Annotated in this window: 22 protein-coding genes and 2 tRNA genes; 6 read left to right on the forward strand and 18 right to left on the reverse strand. The window is 65.2% G+C overall.

What is annotated here, in order from left to right:
* Positions 1–141: 141 nt before the first annotated feature.
* Positions 142–333, reverse strand: a complete 192-nt coding sequence (locus tag MUG95_RS14280) for a hypothetical protein (protein ID WP_372608207.1) — start codon at positions 331–333, stop codon at positions 142–144.
* Between MUG95_RS14280 and MUG95_RS14285 the strand changes: the two genes are divergently transcribed.
* Complete coding sequence (locus tag MUG95_RS14285; RefSeq protein ID WP_372608177.1) at positions 287–529, forward strand: HVO_2922 family protein; 243 nt, start codon at positions 287–289, stop codon at positions 527–529. The two genes, MUG95_RS14280 and MUG95_RS14285, sit on opposite strands and share 47 nt — an antisense overlap.
* Before the next feature lie 50 nt (positions 530–579).
* Here the strand turns inward: MUG95_RS14285 and MUG95_RS14290 are convergent, their stop codons facing one another.
* Together MUG95_RS14290 and MUG95_RS14295 are read right to left on the reverse strand one after the other, a co-directional pair.
* Positions 580–735, reverse strand: coding sequence for a DUF7560 family zinc ribbon protein (locus MUG95_RS14290; protein ID WP_247008893.1), 156 nt, complete (start codon positions 733–735; stop codon positions 580–582).
* A gap of 74 nt (positions 736–809) precedes the next feature.
* Positions 810–1,454, reverse strand: coding sequence for a helix-turn-helix domain-containing protein (locus MUG95_RS14295; protein ID WP_443984535.1), 645 nt, complete (start codon positions 1,452–1,454; stop codon positions 810–812).
* Between the two features lie 450 nt (positions 1,455–1,904).
* Between MUG95_RS14295 and MUG95_RS14300 the strand changes: the two genes are divergently transcribed.
* Complete coding sequence (locus MUG95_RS14300) at positions 1,905–2,231, forward strand: DUF7521 family protein (RefSeq protein ID WP_247008895.1); 327 nt, start codon at positions 1,905–1,907, stop codon at positions 2,229–2,231.
* A gap of 4 nt (positions 2,232–2,235) precedes the next feature.
* Here the strand turns inward: MUG95_RS14300 and MUG95_RS14305 are convergent, their stop codons facing one another.
* Complete coding sequence (locus MUG95_RS14305; RefSeq protein WP_247008896.1) at positions 2,236–2,562, reverse strand: PadR family transcriptional regulator; 327 nt, start codon at positions 2,560–2,562, stop codon at positions 2,236–2,238.
* A 192-nt stretch (positions 2,563–2,754) separates the two neighbouring features.
* Between MUG95_RS14305 and MUG95_RS14310 the strand changes: the two genes are divergently transcribed.
* Positions 2,755–3,039, forward strand: coding sequence for a winged helix-turn-helix domain-containing protein (locus MUG95_RS14310; RefSeq protein ID WP_247008897.1), 285 nt, complete (start codon positions 2,755–2,757; stop codon positions 3,037–3,039).
* Between the two features lie 53 nt (positions 3,040–3,092).
* Positions 3,093–3,401, forward strand: coding sequence for a hypothetical protein (locus tag MUG95_RS14315; protein WP_247008898.1), 309 nt, complete (start codon positions 3,093–3,095; stop codon positions 3,399–3,401).
* Positions 3,402–3,556: 155 nt separating this feature from the next.
* Here MUG95_RS14315 and MUG95_RS14320 read toward each other — a convergent pair.
* The 9 genes from MUG95_RS14320 to MUG95_RS14360 form a co-directional block, all read right to left on the reverse strand.
* A tRNA-Thr gene (locus tag MUG95_RS14320) sits at positions 3,557–3,630 on the reverse strand.
* Positions 3,631–3,641: 11 nt separating this feature from the next.
* Positions 3,642–4,151, reverse strand: coding sequence for a GNAT family N-acetyltransferase (locus MUG95_RS14325; protein ID WP_247008899.1), 510 nt, complete (start codon positions 4,149–4,151; stop codon positions 3,642–3,644).
* Positions 4,151–5,341, reverse strand: a complete 1,191-nt coding sequence (locus MUG95_RS14330) for a phosphoglycerate kinase (protein WP_247008900.1) — start codon at positions 5,339–5,341, stop codon at positions 4,151–4,153. The genes MUG95_RS14325 and MUG95_RS14330 overlap by 1 nt, the downstream gene beginning before the upstream one ends.
* Positions 5,342–5,404: 63 nt before the next feature.
* Complete coding sequence (locus MUG95_RS14335) at positions 5,405–5,980, reverse strand: CBS domain-containing protein (protein WP_247008901.1); 576 nt, start codon at positions 5,978–5,980, stop codon at positions 5,405–5,407.
* A gap of 83 nt (positions 5,981–6,063) precedes the next feature.
* Positions 6,064–6,825, reverse strand: coding sequence for a GTP cyclohydrolase III (locus MUG95_RS14340; RefSeq protein ID WP_247008902.1), 762 nt, complete (start codon positions 6,823–6,825; stop codon positions 6,064–6,066).
* Between the two features lie 46 nt (positions 6,826–6,871).
* On the reverse strand, positions 6,872–7,237 hold the full coding sequence (locus MUG95_RS14345; RefSeq protein ID WP_247008903.1) for a DUF7344 domain-containing protein: 366 nt from the start codon (positions 7,235–7,237) through the stop codon (positions 6,872–6,874).
* Between the two features lie 88 nt (positions 7,238–7,325).
* Complete coding sequence (locus MUG95_RS14350; RefSeq protein WP_247008904.1) at positions 7,326–7,622, reverse strand: DUF5785 family protein; 297 nt, start codon at positions 7,620–7,622, stop codon at positions 7,326–7,328.
* A gap of 231 nt (positions 7,623–7,853) precedes the next feature.
* Positions 7,854–7,937, reverse strand: a tRNA-Ser gene (locus MUG95_RS14355).
* A 40-nt stretch (positions 7,938–7,977) separates the two neighbouring features.
* Positions 7,978–8,718, reverse strand: coding sequence for a hypothetical protein (locus MUG95_RS14360; protein ID WP_247008905.1), 741 nt, complete (start codon positions 8,716–8,718; stop codon positions 7,978–7,980).
* 91 nt (positions 8,719–8,809) lie between these two features.
* On the opposite strand from MUG95_RS14360, the gene MUG95_RS14365 reads away from it, so the two are divergent.
* Positions 8,810–9,019 (forward strand): hypothetical protein, encoded by a 210-nt coding sequence (locus MUG95_RS14365; RefSeq protein ID WP_247008906.1) that lies wholly within the window; start codon positions 8,810–8,812, stop codon positions 9,017–9,019.
* Between the two features lies 1 nt (position 9,020).
* Here MUG95_RS14365 and MUG95_RS14370 read toward each other — a convergent pair whose 3' ends face one another.
* Positions 9,021–9,653 (reverse strand): uracil-DNA glycosylase, encoded by a 633-nt coding sequence (locus MUG95_RS14370; RefSeq protein WP_247008907.1) that lies wholly within the window; start codon positions 9,651–9,653, stop codon positions 9,021–9,023.
* Positions 9,654–9,732: 79 nt separating this feature from the next.
* Here MUG95_RS14370 and MUG95_RS14375 point away from each other — a divergent pair, with 79 nt between their 5' ends.
* Positions 9,733–10,350 carry a class I SAM-dependent methyltransferase gene (locus MUG95_RS14375; protein ID WP_247008908.1) on the forward strand — a complete coding sequence of 206 codons (618 nt, stop codon included), beginning with the start codon at positions 9,733–9,735 and terminating at the stop codon, positions 10,348–10,350.
* Here MUG95_RS14375 and aroC read toward each other — a convergent pair.
* The 4 genes from aroC to aroA all read right to left on the reverse strand — a co-directional run bounded on the left by aroC (position 10,347) and on the right by aroA (position 13,871).
* Positions 10,347–11,579 carry a chorismate synthase gene (gene aroC, locus MUG95_RS14380; protein ID WP_247008909.1) on the reverse strand — a complete coding sequence of 411 codons (1,233 nt, stop codon included), beginning with the start codon at positions 11,577–11,579 and terminating at the stop codon, positions 10,347–10,349. The two genes, MUG95_RS14375 and aroC, sit on opposite strands and share 4 nt — an antisense overlap.
* A gap of 112 nt (positions 11,580–11,691) precedes the next feature.
* The gene (locus tag MUG95_RS14385) at positions 11,692–11,964 is read right to left on the reverse strand and encodes a hypothetical protein (protein WP_247008910.1); all 273 of its coding nucleotides are present in this window, start codon (positions 11,962–11,964) and stop codon (positions 11,692–11,694) included.
* Positions 11,957–12,199 carry a hypothetical protein gene (locus MUG95_RS14390; protein WP_247008911.1) on the reverse strand — a complete coding sequence of 81 codons (243 nt, stop codon included), beginning with the start codon at positions 12,197–12,199 and terminating at the stop codon, positions 11,957–11,959. The genes MUG95_RS14385 and MUG95_RS14390 overlap by 8 nt, the downstream gene beginning before the upstream one ends.
* Positions 12,200–12,578: 379 nt before the next feature.
* Positions 12,579–13,871: a 3-phosphoshikimate 1-carboxyvinyltransferase gene (gene aroA / locus MUG95_RS14395; protein ID WP_247008912.1), complete on the reverse strand. Its 1,293-nt coding sequence runs from the start codon at positions 13,869–13,871 to the stop codon at positions 12,579–12,581.
* Between the last annotated feature and the right edge of the window lie 52 nt (positions 13,872–13,923).

The raw sequence follows: 13,923 nt of genomic DNA on the forward strand, positions 1-13,923 counted from the left end.
GTGTCGATTGGAGTGCTACTTGTCAGTGCTCCCCACCACAACTCACGGTACTGATAAAGGCTCGAATTCCTGTCGCGACGTCTTCTGCTAAACAGGCCACGAAAGCAACGTATCGTCTCGTGGGTCCGAACGACCAACCGGTTATAGCCCCGTCTCACCGAGCGCGGCCATCGGTGACGCGCCCGCGACGATAGCACCGGTCGTCAGAATCGCTGCCGACAAGGCGACGAAGTCGCCGCTCGGCGTGTACCCCGCCAGCCCCGCACCCGTCTGAACGATGAACACCGTGACGAAGAAACCGAGTATCTTCCTCGCTACCGTCCGGGTGGCGATGCTGGCGTCACTCCAGACGAGTCAGGCACAGTTCGAGGTGTACGAGGACAACGCCGGCGAGTACCGCTGGCGACTCCGCCACCGGAACGGGAACGTCGTCGCCGACAGCGGCGAGGGCTACACCCGCCGGACGAGTGTCCACGACGCCATCGAGAGCGTGAAGCGCGACGCGCCCGGTGCAGATACCACCGAGTAAGCCCAGAGGAGAGGGCGACGGTCCGGTACCGTCTCTCCGGCGGCCCGTGGTCAGTCCTGATGCATCCGGACGGGACGGCGGAACGCACTCTCGTGGACGGCTTTGCCGCAGGCGATACAGCCCCCTTCGAGCAGGAGGTCGCGCACACCCGCGTCGACGGTCGTACACTCTCGACAGTGTGGACACTCGAACTGGAACTGTGTCATCTGTCGTTCGGACGTTCCGCCACGGGGGACAAAGCCGGGCAGCCAAAATTCTACGGTTGGTTTTTAAGCGACGCTCACCGCGCCGCGTCGTCGACGAGGGCGTCGAGGAGTTTCGACTGAGCGATGGCGAGGTGTTCGGTGAACGTCGAAAGGGAGATGTCGAGTTGGTCGGCGAGTTCGCTGGCGTTCGCCTCTTTGGGGTGTTCGAAGTAGCCTTCCTCGTAAGCGGTTTCGAGGACTTCCTGCTGTCTGTCGGTCAGACGGCTCTTGTCCACGACGACGAGGGCCTCACCGTCCGGGTCGCCGGACTGGCGGAGGTGCTGGAGGTGGACGCCGTCGTACCGCTCCCGGAGGTCAGAGACGATGGTCCGGACTGTCTCGACGTTGGGCGCGTAGAACGTGAGGTGTAACTGTCCGTGTTCGGCGCGCACGTCCGTCAGCGGGCAGTCGGCGTGTTCGACGATTTCACACACACAGGTACCGTCGGCGTCGCGCTCGAAGCGGTATCTAGTGCTCGACCCGGTACCGAACACTGGTGACACGCCCCCGTCGTCAAGTTCTGAACTCGCTCCGAACTCCTCGGTGGCGGTGTCCGTGTCGCCGGGCGAACTCCACGTGATAGACTCGATGCTGTCCTCGTTCTCTGCCGACAGTGCGGCGGGCCGACACCCCTGTGGTGCATCCACCGTCATAGCGACTTGCAATCCGGAGGTAGACATACCACCACGTTTCTCGTTCACCTGTATCTTCTTTCGGACGTATATGTTTGGGAGGTTTTTAGGATGTGTTGACAGTGTGACGTGGAACCACTGGACGGAGGGGTCATAAATAAGCAATTATGGTACGGCTACACATTCATGTGCTTACAGTACATACGCCGGATGCAGCCGAAATTTTGGAGGCAGTTTCGGCTGTGACTTCAGATCGCACCGATCGGACGCCCCCACACGTCGCTCCGGGCCGACGATACCGGGTGTCACGGCACCCGACCGATACGTCGACCGGAGCGACGACTGTTCATCCCCCCACGAGCGTGTCACCCCCACGACGCGCTTCCGGGCTTCGTAGCCCAGTGTCGCCGTTCGCCCCGAGCGGTAGCCACGGCTGACGTTCTCAGTCCGTGGAAACAGGCGTGCGGTACTAACAGCGTAGACGGTACACGGTAACGTATGCTGGAGAGTCCGCTCCTCCTCGCCGTGACCAAGGTGGCGACGGTGCTGTTCGGCGGGGTCATCACCTGCTTGGCGTTCCGCGCGTACCGGCGAACTCGGTCGTCGGCACTGGGCGCGCTCACGGTCGGCATCGGGTTCGTCACTGTCGGTGCAGTTCTGGGCGGGACACTCCACCAGTTCACGGGGACCACGCTTGCGACCAGTGTCACGGTTCAGAGTGTCTTTACGGCCGTGGGGTTTACCGTGCTGACGTACTCGCTGTACACCACTTCACGGCCGGACCAGACGGGGACCCACCTCCCGAACTGCCCCAGCGACGAGTGACCGGTTATCGGTCGAGTATCTCGCAAATCTCCTCGGCGTGTTGCCGAAGCAGTGTCTCCCCCCGCTCGGTCAGCGTGTATCGGTTCGTGCGGTCGTCGATCTCGCCGCACTCGACGAGGCCCCACTCGGTCAACTTGTCGAGGTTCGGGTACAGCCGTCCGTGGTTCACGCTCTCGTCGTACCGTGATTCGAGGTGCCGTTTGATGCCGAGCCCGTAGCTGTCCTCGTCGCGATTCTCTAACCGTTTCAGCACGACGAGGACATCCCGCTGGAAGGCACTGAGATTTGCGTACTGGACATCAGCCGCGCCATCGTTCTCGCTCCCTGTCATCGTAGAGTCGTGTGGACGCTCGACAGCCCTCGACTGCCCGGGGTCCGTCGGTAGTCGCCCTTGTATCTACAGTCCTGTTTGTCAGTCACTTAGTCGTTACCACCGAGAAGACATGATAGACAAATCTTGTCATGTTTCGGCATAGTGTTTTGAAAATGTATTTTATACCGGAAACTCTCTAAGTGGTTCACCATGCGCCCCCGACTCGCGTCGTGGATGACGCCCGTAGACCGCGACATTCTCGAACTGTTGCGGAACGGGGAGCGACAGGAACTGGTGTTGACACCCAGCGTCATCGCTGCGAACACGGACTGGAAACGACAGACGGTCCGCGAGCACCTGCTCGAACTCGGAGACCACCACCTCGTCGAGTATCACAACGAGTCCCGGGCACTCTACCAGTTATCCGACCGCGGCAGAGACTACGTCGAGGGCAGACTCGACGCACAGGTACTCGAATCCGCCGCGGACGACTGAGCCACCGGTCCGAACCCGGAACACATACGGAGGTACGACCTCATCCTCCTCCCATGAGTGACGACGACTTCGAGGCAGCACTCGCCGACGCGTTCGAGACGGAAGCCGGTGCGACGGCCGACGAAGCCACGGCGGCCGCCGGGAGGGCGGCGGCCTTCCGCGAGGACTGGGCCGAGGACCTGACGGCGGCGGCCGTCCTCGACGCTGTCGAGGCGGCAGCCGACAGCTACGACGCGTTCACCCACCGATTCAACGACGCCATCGGTACCCTCGCCGACGAAACCGAGGATTGCACGGACTCCCGCGCGTACCGCCTCTCAGGGTTCGGCGACCTCGCTGCCGACCCCGAGCAGAGCGCGTAAGCCGGCGACTGTTCGTCCGTACGACGTTCGGACAGAAGAGCCAGGGGTGGCAGTGTGAACCACGGTCGTTCCCGTTCGCTCACGCTGTTCGCTCACCTCCCACTCCCTGGTTCAAATCCCAGCGACTGTTCGTCCGTACGACGTTCGGACAGAAGAGCCAGGGGTGGGATTTGAACCCACGAACTCCCGATTACAAGTCGGGTGCTTGGACCGCCCAAGCTCCCCTGGCGCGGTCGGTGCTTATCCGTCGTCCTTTGTGTGCCTATCGTTTTCGACCGGCCGCTCCATCCGCACTCGGTGGGGCTCGTACCCGTGCCGTCGGTAGAACCGCCGGGCCGCCTCGTTCGCGGCCAACACGTCGAGCGTGATTGCGTCGACACCGCGCGATTCGAGTGCCGTCGTCGCCGCCGCCAACAGGTCGCTCCCGACACCACGGTTCCGGTACGGCGGGCGGACATAGAGGTTCTCGATGGTACCCCGAACCGCATCCGTCGCCAACACCTCGGTTCCAGCACTGAACATCACGAACCCCAGTATCTCGTCGGTGTCGGCGTCGATGCCGTCGCCGTCCTCCGCCCGTGCCACCCGGACGCTGTCGGCGGCGATGGCGCGGGCGATGTTCTCCGTGATGTGTGCGAGGTTGGCCTCGGCGGAGAGATGTGAGCCGTGGGCACGCTGTTCCCGTGCGAGGTTCACCCAGCAGTCACCGAGTCGCGCTACCGCGTCGATGTCCGGTGACTCGACGAACACTACTCTCGAAGAACTTCGACGGCGGGTAAGGTATCGCCGGTAAGCAGGCGGAGTGCCGCGCCGCCACCCGTGCTGACGTGGTCGAACCCGTCGATGCCGAGTTGGCGGAGTGACGCCGCCGTATCGCCGCCGCCGACGATGCTACACTCCGCGTTCCGCGCCGCGCCGAATATCTCCCGTGTCCCCTCGGCGAACGCCTCCTGCTCGAAGACGCCCGCAGGACCGTTCAGGATGGCCGTTCCGGCCGTCTCGAAGACGTCCGCGTAGGCGGCCATCGTCGCCGGCCCCACGTCGAGCGCGGGCGCGTCCGCCGGCAGGTCGGAGACGGTGACCTCTTGGCGTGTCCCGTCCCGGGAGACTGCGACGTCTTCCGGCACGTGGATGCGACTGCCGTACTCCTCTAAGAGGGCCGCGGCGTCCTCGACGGCCGTGGCGTCGCGGTCCTGAATCGCGTCGAGCGACGGCGCGCCGATGTCGACACCGCTGGCCGCGAGGAAGGCGTTCCCGGTCATGCCGCTCGTGAGAACGGCGTCGGCCAAGTCGCGTTCGAGGACGCTCTCCGCCACGTCGAGCGCGTCGGATATCTTCGCGCCGCCGAGGGCGTACACGCGCGGCCGCGGCGTCTCCTCGATGGCCCCGAGTACGTCTAACTCCCGCTCCATGACCCGTCCGGCGTAGCTGTCGACCCGGAGCGGGAAGCCGACGATAGAGGGCTGTGACCGGTGTGCGGCCGCGAACGCGTCGTTGACGAATGCGTCCACGACGGGCGCGAGCCGTTCGACGAGGAAGGTTCCGGCGGCCTCCTCGGGTGGGAACTCCATGTACTCCTCGCTGTAGAAACGGGTGTTCTCGAGGAGGACGGCCTCGCCACGGTCCAGACTCTCGATGGCGGCGTGTGCATCCGTCGAGAACGTCGCATCGCAGTAACTGACCGGGAACGAAAGCAGTTCGTCCAGCCGGGCGGCGTGGTCGTCGAGCGTGTCGAACTCGTCACCACCCGGTCGCCCTTGGTGAGCGAGGATGGCGACCTTGCCGCCGCGGTCGAGCAACTCGTTCAGTGTGCCGACGTGCGCGTGGAGGCGGGCGTCGTCCGCGAGCGCGCCGGACTCGTCCAGCGGACTGTTGATGTCCACGCGCACCCCCACCGTCGTTCCATCGACGGTGAGGTCGTCCAACGTCGGTATCCCCATACCCCTCTCTGCTGGCCCCCGGACGATAGGTGTTGTGATGCCAGTCGACGCGCAGTCGTGGCCTCACACGTCCCGGCAGTCGCTACAGACCAGTTGTCCGTTGAACGACGAGAGGTTCCGCGTGAGCGTCCCGCAGACTTCACAGATTCCCTGATTCGAGTATCCTTCGGTCGCTGTGGCTTCGCCTTCGCCCACGACGGCCGCCTCGGCGCGGACCGCCTCGGTCGCAACCTCTCGCGTCTCTGCCTCGCCGCCGGGGTCGAGCGTCGTCGCCGTGACCACGTCGTGTTCGGAGACGAGGCCGAGGAGTTCCCCGTCCCCCATCACGAAGAGGTGGCGAGCCTGTTGTCCCGACATCCGGTCGGCCGCCGCCGTCAGCGGCGTGTCGGGTTCGACGACCGGTAACTCCGTTCGCATGGCGTCGGCGGCGACGGTGTCCGACAACGCCGCCCCCTCGACGGCAACTTCGAGGATGTCCTGTTGGGTCAGGAGTCCCTCCGGGTCACTCCCGCGGAGGACGGCGACTGCCTCGACATCCTCGTCGAGCATCAGCCCCGCTGTGTCACGGAGCGTGTCCGCCTCGCTCACGCCGACGAACTCCCGCCGCATTACCTCTCGAACCGTTACGTCTCCGTTCATGTGCCATGCTTTAGCACACGGGTGCTAAAAGGTACCTCCGCTACGCTTAATAGCGCGCCGGATGTAGGTTCGTGGCTACGCAGTCAGAAGGTGAGTTCGACGTCTGTCCCGGTGGCCCGACACTCTTCGAGCGCGTGTTTGGCGTCCATCCCGGCGTCCTGTGCCGTCGCACCCCGCCCGACGCCGACCTTCAACTCCACGTCTACGTCGTCGTTGACGTGCTCGATGGCGTCCTCGTAGTCGGCCGCGTCGAGGTCCGGACACACGGCGATGACGTTGTCCCCGCCGACGAAAAATGACAGCGAGCCATACGCCTCGCGCATGTACCGCATGAGGCTGGCGTAGCCCTGTTCGATGTTGATGAACGTGTCGAACTCGTTCAACTGGTCGGTGTACTTGCCCGTCGCGTCGTTCACGTCGAAGTGTGCTATCTGCACGTCTTCGTCGGTCCGGAAGTCGGGGTCGATGCTCCGCCCGGCCAGAATCTCGCGCCGGTGTTCGTCCTGAGCACTCCCGGCGTCTTGGAGGAGATTCGTCGCGTCACCGAGTGCCGCCGCCGGTGTCGTCCCCGTCGCGACGGCGAGACTCATCGTCACCGGATAGCGGTTCCCGACGGACTCTTGGACCATCGCGTGGTCGTCCATGTCCAACCCGTTCGAGACGGCTATCATATTGTCGAACCGAGAGAAGAAGACGTAGCCGTCGCGGTTCCCGAACAACTGCGAGAGGTCTGCGAACAGCCGCGACTGGAGTGTCTGGAGGTCGACCTCCCGCCGTGGCTCCGGGGTGACCGTCCACGGCCCGTAGTTGTCGATTTGGATGTGGGTCACCTGCGTGTTCGTCACTGTATCCGCGGGTTCGGACCGCCCCGCTATTTGTCTTCCGTCTCGGTTACGGCCCGCCCACCTCGGTCACGCGTTCGAGCCGTGCGACCACCGCCGGACAACCAGTGAACTCGACGGTTCCGAGCATCGAATTGAACGCGACGGTCCCGGTTGCAGTCAGTATCGGCAGGTGGGTCTGGTAAATCTCCCGCCGCGCCTGCCGACGCTTCGCCGCCGACGCGTCACCGGTGAGGTCACCAGTGGCGACCAGTTCCGCGAGGTCACCCACCGCCACCGGGCGGTCCGCGGTGCGAAGGTGGGCGAGTATCCGCCGCCGCGCCCGTGAGGCCAGCAACTCCTCGACTACGGCCGCAGGAAGTCCGTCGTGACGGTCACCCCGCCGGTCCGTGCTGGGATTCGAGTGCGTTGCCATATCGTGGTGCTACCACACCCACCTACAAGTATGTGTCGCGCTCTCACACCACACACTACGTGACGCCGACGACGGACCGCTCGGGCGTTCAGGCGTACTCGTACGGCCAGTAATCGTGTTCGCGCATGGCCACGCCGACGGCCTTGTGGAACTCGGGGAAGTCACCGAACTCCTCGCCCTCGACGTGTTCGAAGATGTCGGCGACGCTGACGACCGTCTCGGAGTCGATACGAATCGGCTCGTCGCCGTGTTCCTCGACGAACTCCTCGGCCACCAGCGGGAAGTCCTCCTCCTCGTCTATCTTCTTCGCCAGTATCGCCTGCCCGTACTTGCGCCGTCCTTCGCTGCCCTCCTCGCCGTCCGGGTCGTGGGGCCAATCGCTCATACCATCGTCTCCGGCCGAACCACGCAAAAGGGTTACTCTCCACGCCGCTCGCTCTGTTCGCTCATCTGGCTCCGGTGACACGCGTTGCTCCCCGCGGTATCGCTCGGAGCAAACACGGTGGGGATGGGATTTGAACCACGGTCGTTCCCGTTCGCTTCGCTCGCCTTCCACTCCCTGCTTCAAATCCATATGAACGTATTTGCCGCTCACGATATTGTTCGCGGCAAAATACGGTGGGGATGGGATTTGAACCCATGAGTCCGTGAGGACACCTGCTCTCAAGGCAGGCGCATTAGGCCGCTCTGCCACCCCACCGCAGTCAACGTTTTCACGTCGCGCGTATAATGCCTGTCGGTCACTCCCGGACGACGGTGAGTTCGCCGTCGCGTTCGACTACGTCCACGCCGAGGTTCAGCAGGAACTCCGTGGTGTACGCCGGACGGTTACTGTCTGCTCGCTCGCGGGCCGACAGCAGGGCCACCGTCTCCGCGAGGTCCGCCGCCGTCTCCACGACGGGCCGCATCTCCAGAAAGTCCACGTCGAGTCCGGCGTCGGCGGCGCGGTCCGTCAGCGTCCCGACCGCTGGCGGCGCGAACGCGTCGGTGAAATCGATGGGTTCGGCGAAGCCAGCGTAGTAGACCCGGCCGTTCGGTGCCGGGCCGAGGACTGCCTCGCTCCGTCGGAACTTCATCGCCGCGTTGTCGACGACCTGTCGGGCGAGGAACGGGGCGGTCGGTTCCACGACGGCGGCCGTCTTGACGCCCTCCTCTTCGAGCAGGTGCGTGACGGTGTTGCCCGCCCGAGCGGCGAACGACGACCCGACTTGGACCTCGAACCGGGCGTCGTCGGGTGCCCCCAGTGCCGGACGGAGCGCGTCCCTGAGTTCCGACTCGGCGGCGTCCTCGTCGGTATCGTCGGCGGCGCGGTAGTTGACCAGCAACTCCCCGCCGCTGTCCTCGACTGCCCGGCACACGTCCCGGAGCATCGCGGTGTAGAGGTCCGTCGTCTCGGTCGTCGAGAGCGGTGTCGAGTCGGTGAGTCCGGGAAGTACGAGTCCGTCGCGCGGCGGGTCTGCGAGGACGGCAACTGTGGTCATACCCGCACGTCGGACCGGGTCATCCTTGAACGCGCCGTTTCGGCCGGACGCAACACCGGCGTTTTATATTACTCGTAGGGAACATTCGGATATGGCTTGGAGAACGCTGGCTGGCGACATCGCGACGCTGGTCGTCGCCGTGTTGGTCGTAGGCTCGCTCGCGAACATCGCACTGCTGACGCTCTCCTCGGGCAACGTCGTCGGGGCGGGCGTGACGCTGGCTCTGGTCGTGGTGGCCATCGCTGTCACCGCCGTCGTCGGGTCGAAGTCCCGCGAATGGCTCGCCAACCCGTACTGGTAATTTATCGACTCCGACGCCCCTTCGTCTGCCTGTAATCACGCTCCAGTAGCGACGAGAAGTGTTCCAGAAACGCCGTCCGCTCGCTCTCGCTCTGCCCCGCCGGGTCACGCATCGGTACCAACTCGAACCCACGGCCACGAATCGTGGTGGCGTGGTCCGCCGCGATGTCGAAGGCATCGGCCGGTTTCGTCGTGTACTCGTACGCCAGCGCGGAGAGTACTCGTTCGCCGACCGGGACGATAATCTCGGGGTTTATCATCCGCAGTTCGGCACTCAGATACCCCTCGCAGTTGCGTACTTCTTCGTCCGTCGCCGCTCTGTCGGGGTGGCGACACCGCGTGAGGTACGTCAGATAGACGTTGTCGAGGTCCGGTTCCGTCGCCGTCGGCGGCGCGTCGGTGAAGCCGAGACGGCCGAGCACGTCGAGTACCGCTTCCCCTCGCTCGTCGCCGGTGAACGGGACACCGGTCCGGTCGGCACCCGGTCCCGGGGCCGCACCGACGACGACGAACTCCGCGCTCACGTCGCCGTATCCGTGGACGACCTGTGAGCGCGTCTCGCACAGTTCGGGGCACTGTTGGCAGTCCTCGTCCATCCCGAACGGGTTGGCGACTCTCTCTTGGTCGGCGTCCATACCGAGTGGTCGGACGCGCCGTGCATAAGCCCGGTGTCGGGGGCGTCAGTCTCATGCCCGCCTGACCCGTGGACTGTGCATGTCCGACCCGCTATCGGATGGGGACCGCTCGAAACGCTTCGGGGGCGACGACGCCGCGTTCTACGACCACCCGCGGTTCGTCCAGCACGTCGACGAGACGTTCCGGGGCCACCTGACGGACCTGTACCGCGAGGTACTCGCGAACGGTGACGACGTTCTCGACCTCATGAGCAGTTGGGTGTCGCACCTCCCCGACGACGTCTCGCTCGGTACCGTCGTCGGGCACGGATTGAACGAGGCGGAACTCGAGCGGAACCCCGCGCTCGACCGGTGGTTCGTCCAGAACCTCAACGCGGACCAGTCGCTTCCGCTAGACGACGCGGCCGTCGACGCCGTCCTCTGTGCCGTCTCCGTCCAGTACCTCCAGTACCCGAAAGCAGTCTTCGAGGAGATACGCCGTGTCTTGCGGCCCGACGGCGTCGCCGTCGTGAGTTTCTCGAACCGGATGTTCGTTCAGAAGGCGATTCGTGCGTGGCGCGAGCGGTCGATAACGGAGCGTGCCGACCTCGTCCGGTCGTACTTCGATGCCGCGGGAGGCTTCTCTGAACCGGTCGTGCGCTCGGCCGAGACACCGGGTGTGGACCCCTTCTACGCCGTCCTCGCGGCGACGCGTTAGTCGTCGTCTTCGGTCGGTTCCGCGCGGGTGGGTGCCTCGTCGGGGTCGTTCCGGGGACTCGACGGGTGGTACTCCGTCTCGTACTCGCCCGGCTGGCCGTCGATTCGGTCGGGGTTGATGCGTCCACCCAACAGCATGAAGTCGAGCACCGTGAGCCGGAGCATCGCCTCGACGACGGGGACGGCACGGGGCATCAGCACGGGGTCGTGTCGCCCGACGACCTGAATGTCCTTGCGCTCGCCCGTCTCCCAGTCGGCGGTGGTCTGCTCCTTCGGGATGCTCGTCGGCGCGTGCCACGTCGCCTCGCCGTAGATTGGCTCACCCGTCGTGATGCCGCCTTGGAGGCCGCCGTGGTCGTTGCCCACCGGAACGGGGTCACCCTCCTCGCTGACCGTCTCGGGGTAGGACTCGCCGTCGTCGAACTCCCAGTCCTCGTTGCGTTCGCTCCCACGCATCGTCCGGGTATCCCGCCCCTTCCCGAACTGGAAGGCGGAGGTTGCCGGAATCGAGAACATCGCTTGTCCGAGGCGGGCGGGGAAGGAGTCGAAGCGCGGCGCGCCGAGGCCGCGCGGGACGCCGCGACACTCGAAGTAAATCGACCCGCCGATGGAGTCGCCCTCCTGCTGGTACTGGTCGATGGCCTCGCGCATCTCCGCGGCCGTCTCGGGGTGGGCACACCGGACCTCGTTCTCTTCGGTGTGTTCCAGCATCTCCTCGAAGGTGACTTCCGGTGTCCGGATGTCGCCGACTTGGTTGACGTGGGCTTTGATTTGCACGTCGAACTCGGAGGCGGCGAGGACCTGCTGTGCGATGGCTCCGGCGGCGACCCAGTTGACCGTCTCGCGGGCCGACGAGCGGCCGCCTCCGCCCCAGTTGCGCGTGCCGAACTTCGCGGAGTACGTGTAATCGCCGTGTGACGGGCGCGGCGCGGTCACGAACGGCTCGTACTTGCCCGAGCGTGCGTCCTTGTTCTGGATGACCATCCCGATTGGCGTGCCCGTCGTGTAGCCGTCTTGGATGCCGCTGTTGATTGTCACCTCGTCCGGTTCACCACGCGACGTGGTTATCATCGATTGGCCGGGTTTCCGGCGGTCGAGTTCCTGCTGGATGTCTTCTTCCGAGAGTTCCACGCCCGCGGGGACGCCGGAGACGGTACACCCCATCGCTTCCCCGTGGCTCTCCCCGTAGGTGGTCACCTGAAAGAGCCGACCGAAACTGTTGCCGTTCATTATCCGTCTGTGAGTGACCCGGGCATTTAGACTTTGAGAAACGTCCCATCCCCGATGCCGGTGGTTTCGCGGGAGTCGGGGGCGTGACCCGGTCTGGCGTGGGTGTAACTGGTCAGGAAACGTCCGACGGCGTCTCGAAGTAGTCGAGGATGTCCAACACGGCACCGATGACGAAACTGATGATGGCGACGACGAGCACGAGTCCCGTGAGCAGGTGCGACACCGGCGCGGGGAGCGTGAACTGGAAGCCGGCGATGAACACGCAGGTGACGAGGCCGACGACCAGCAGGAACGACCCCGCATTGGGGTCGTCGCCGGTCAGAAACTCCAAGCCCGTCAGGAACGCCGAGTTACGAGGTTGCTCTTCGAGCGTGTCTTCACTCATCGGTGGTGGTGGCGTTGTTCCGGTCGGCCGCTCGTTGGACGATTTGGACGAGGTGGGATACCCAGATGCCGGCGGTGAACCCGAACAGCGAGGAGACGACGACGGCCTTGATGAGTAGTTCGAGCGGAGCGACCGCGACGACGAGACTGAGTGTCCCGAAGAGGAACATCAGGCCGTACTGAATCCGTGTTTCGAGGTCGAATCTGCCGAGTGTCTTGGTGAGGTTCGTGCTCATGTGTAGTAGCTGGTGTCCGTTCGGACTGTCGCTCGTCGGCCGGCACACGCGTGGGTGCCGGGGTGGTTCCGTTGCTCTCGCGAGGCAGGTCGGTTATCTCGCTCAACTCGAGGGAGGCCGCGAGTCCGAGGACGGTCGCTGGCCACAGGCCGACGAACTGCCCTCGCTGCTTGTCGCCGCGGACGTAGCAGTGGTACAGTGCGGGGGCAACAGAACCGAGAAACGCCAGCGCGGCGGGACCGAACCGACTGCCGCCGAACTCTCATGTCATCGTATCCGTCGTCTCGCTGGTTTGCTCGCTCATGTGATGACTTAGGTCTCCAGCGGTATACACGTTCGCCTCGTTTCCACCGACGAACGCGCCGCTACGTACGGATTGTTACGCCTGCTCGATGTCGGCACCGATGCCCGCGAGTGCATCGAAGAAGTCCGGGAACGACACGTCGACGTGTTCGCCGCCCGCGATGGTCGTCTGCCCGTCGGCCACGAGTCCGGCCACGGCGAGTGACATCACGATGCGGTGGTCCGCCCGCCCGTCCACGTCGGCCCCCCGAAGGGTCGTCTCGCCGCCGTGGACCGTGAGGGTGTCCTGTGCTTCCTCGACGGACGCGCCCATCTTCGTCAACTCCTCGGCCATCGCACTCACGCGGTCGGTTTCCTTGTACCGGACGTGTTCACAGTCGGTGATGGTCGTCGTTCCGTCGGCCGCCGCACCCAGTACCGCAATCGTCGGCAGGAGGTCCGGCGTGTCCTCGACGCCCACCTCGACGCCGGACAGCGAGGACTGGTGTGTCGTGATGACTCCGGCCTCGCGGTCCCACTCGATGTCGGCTCCCATTCGCTCCAGCACGTCCACGATGGCAGTGTCGCCCTGCGCGCTCGGCTGCGCTCCTTGGACCCGCAACTCGTCGTCCGCCGCGAGCGCGCCGGCCGCGAGCAGGTACGACATCGAAGAGAAGTCGCCCGGAACCGCGTACTCGCCGCCCGGCGGGTCGTAGGACTGCCCGCCGTCGACCCGAAAGCCCGTGTTGGTCGCCGTCGCCGTCACGCCGAAGGCGTCCAGCACTTCGAGCGTAATGTCGACGTAGGGTGCGGACTTGAGTTCGGTCTCCAGTTCGATATCGATGCCCTCGTCGGTCGCTGCCCCGGCCAGCAACAGCGCGGTGATGTACTGTGAGGACACGTCGCCGGGGATAGACACAGTCCCGCCCGCAATCGGGCCCTCGACGACGAGCGGTGCCTGCCCGTTCCGCCGGGTACTCTCGGCCCGGCCGCCGAGTTGCTCGATGGCGTCGAGCAGCGGCCCCTGCGGCCGCGAGCGGAGCGACTCGTCCCCCGTCAGGACCGTCGCGCCGTCCGCGAGCGCGGCACAGGCCGTGACCAGCCGCATCGTCGTCCCGCTGTTCGCGCAGTCGATGACATCCGCCGGGACGGTGGGGTCACCGCCGAACCCGTCGATGTCGATGACGCTGTCGTCCTCGCGTCGCTCGACGCCTCCGCCGAACGCCTCCACGGCGCGCATCGTCGCCCGCGTGTCGGCACTCACCAGCGGGTCGGTCACGTTCGCGCCGTCGGCGTACCCGGCAGCGAGTATCGCCCGGTGTGTGTAACTCTTCGAGGGTGGTGTCCGGACTGCCCCTCGCACCCTGGACGGCGAAACTTCCACGTTCATACCCGCGTCGTGGTCGGCCCCCGACATGAGCATACCGGACCCGACCCACGGA

This window comes from Halorientalis litorea, assembly GCF_023028225.1.
GTDB lineage: Archaea > Halobacteriota > Halobacteria > Halobacteriales > Haloarculaceae > Halorientalis > Halorientalis litorea.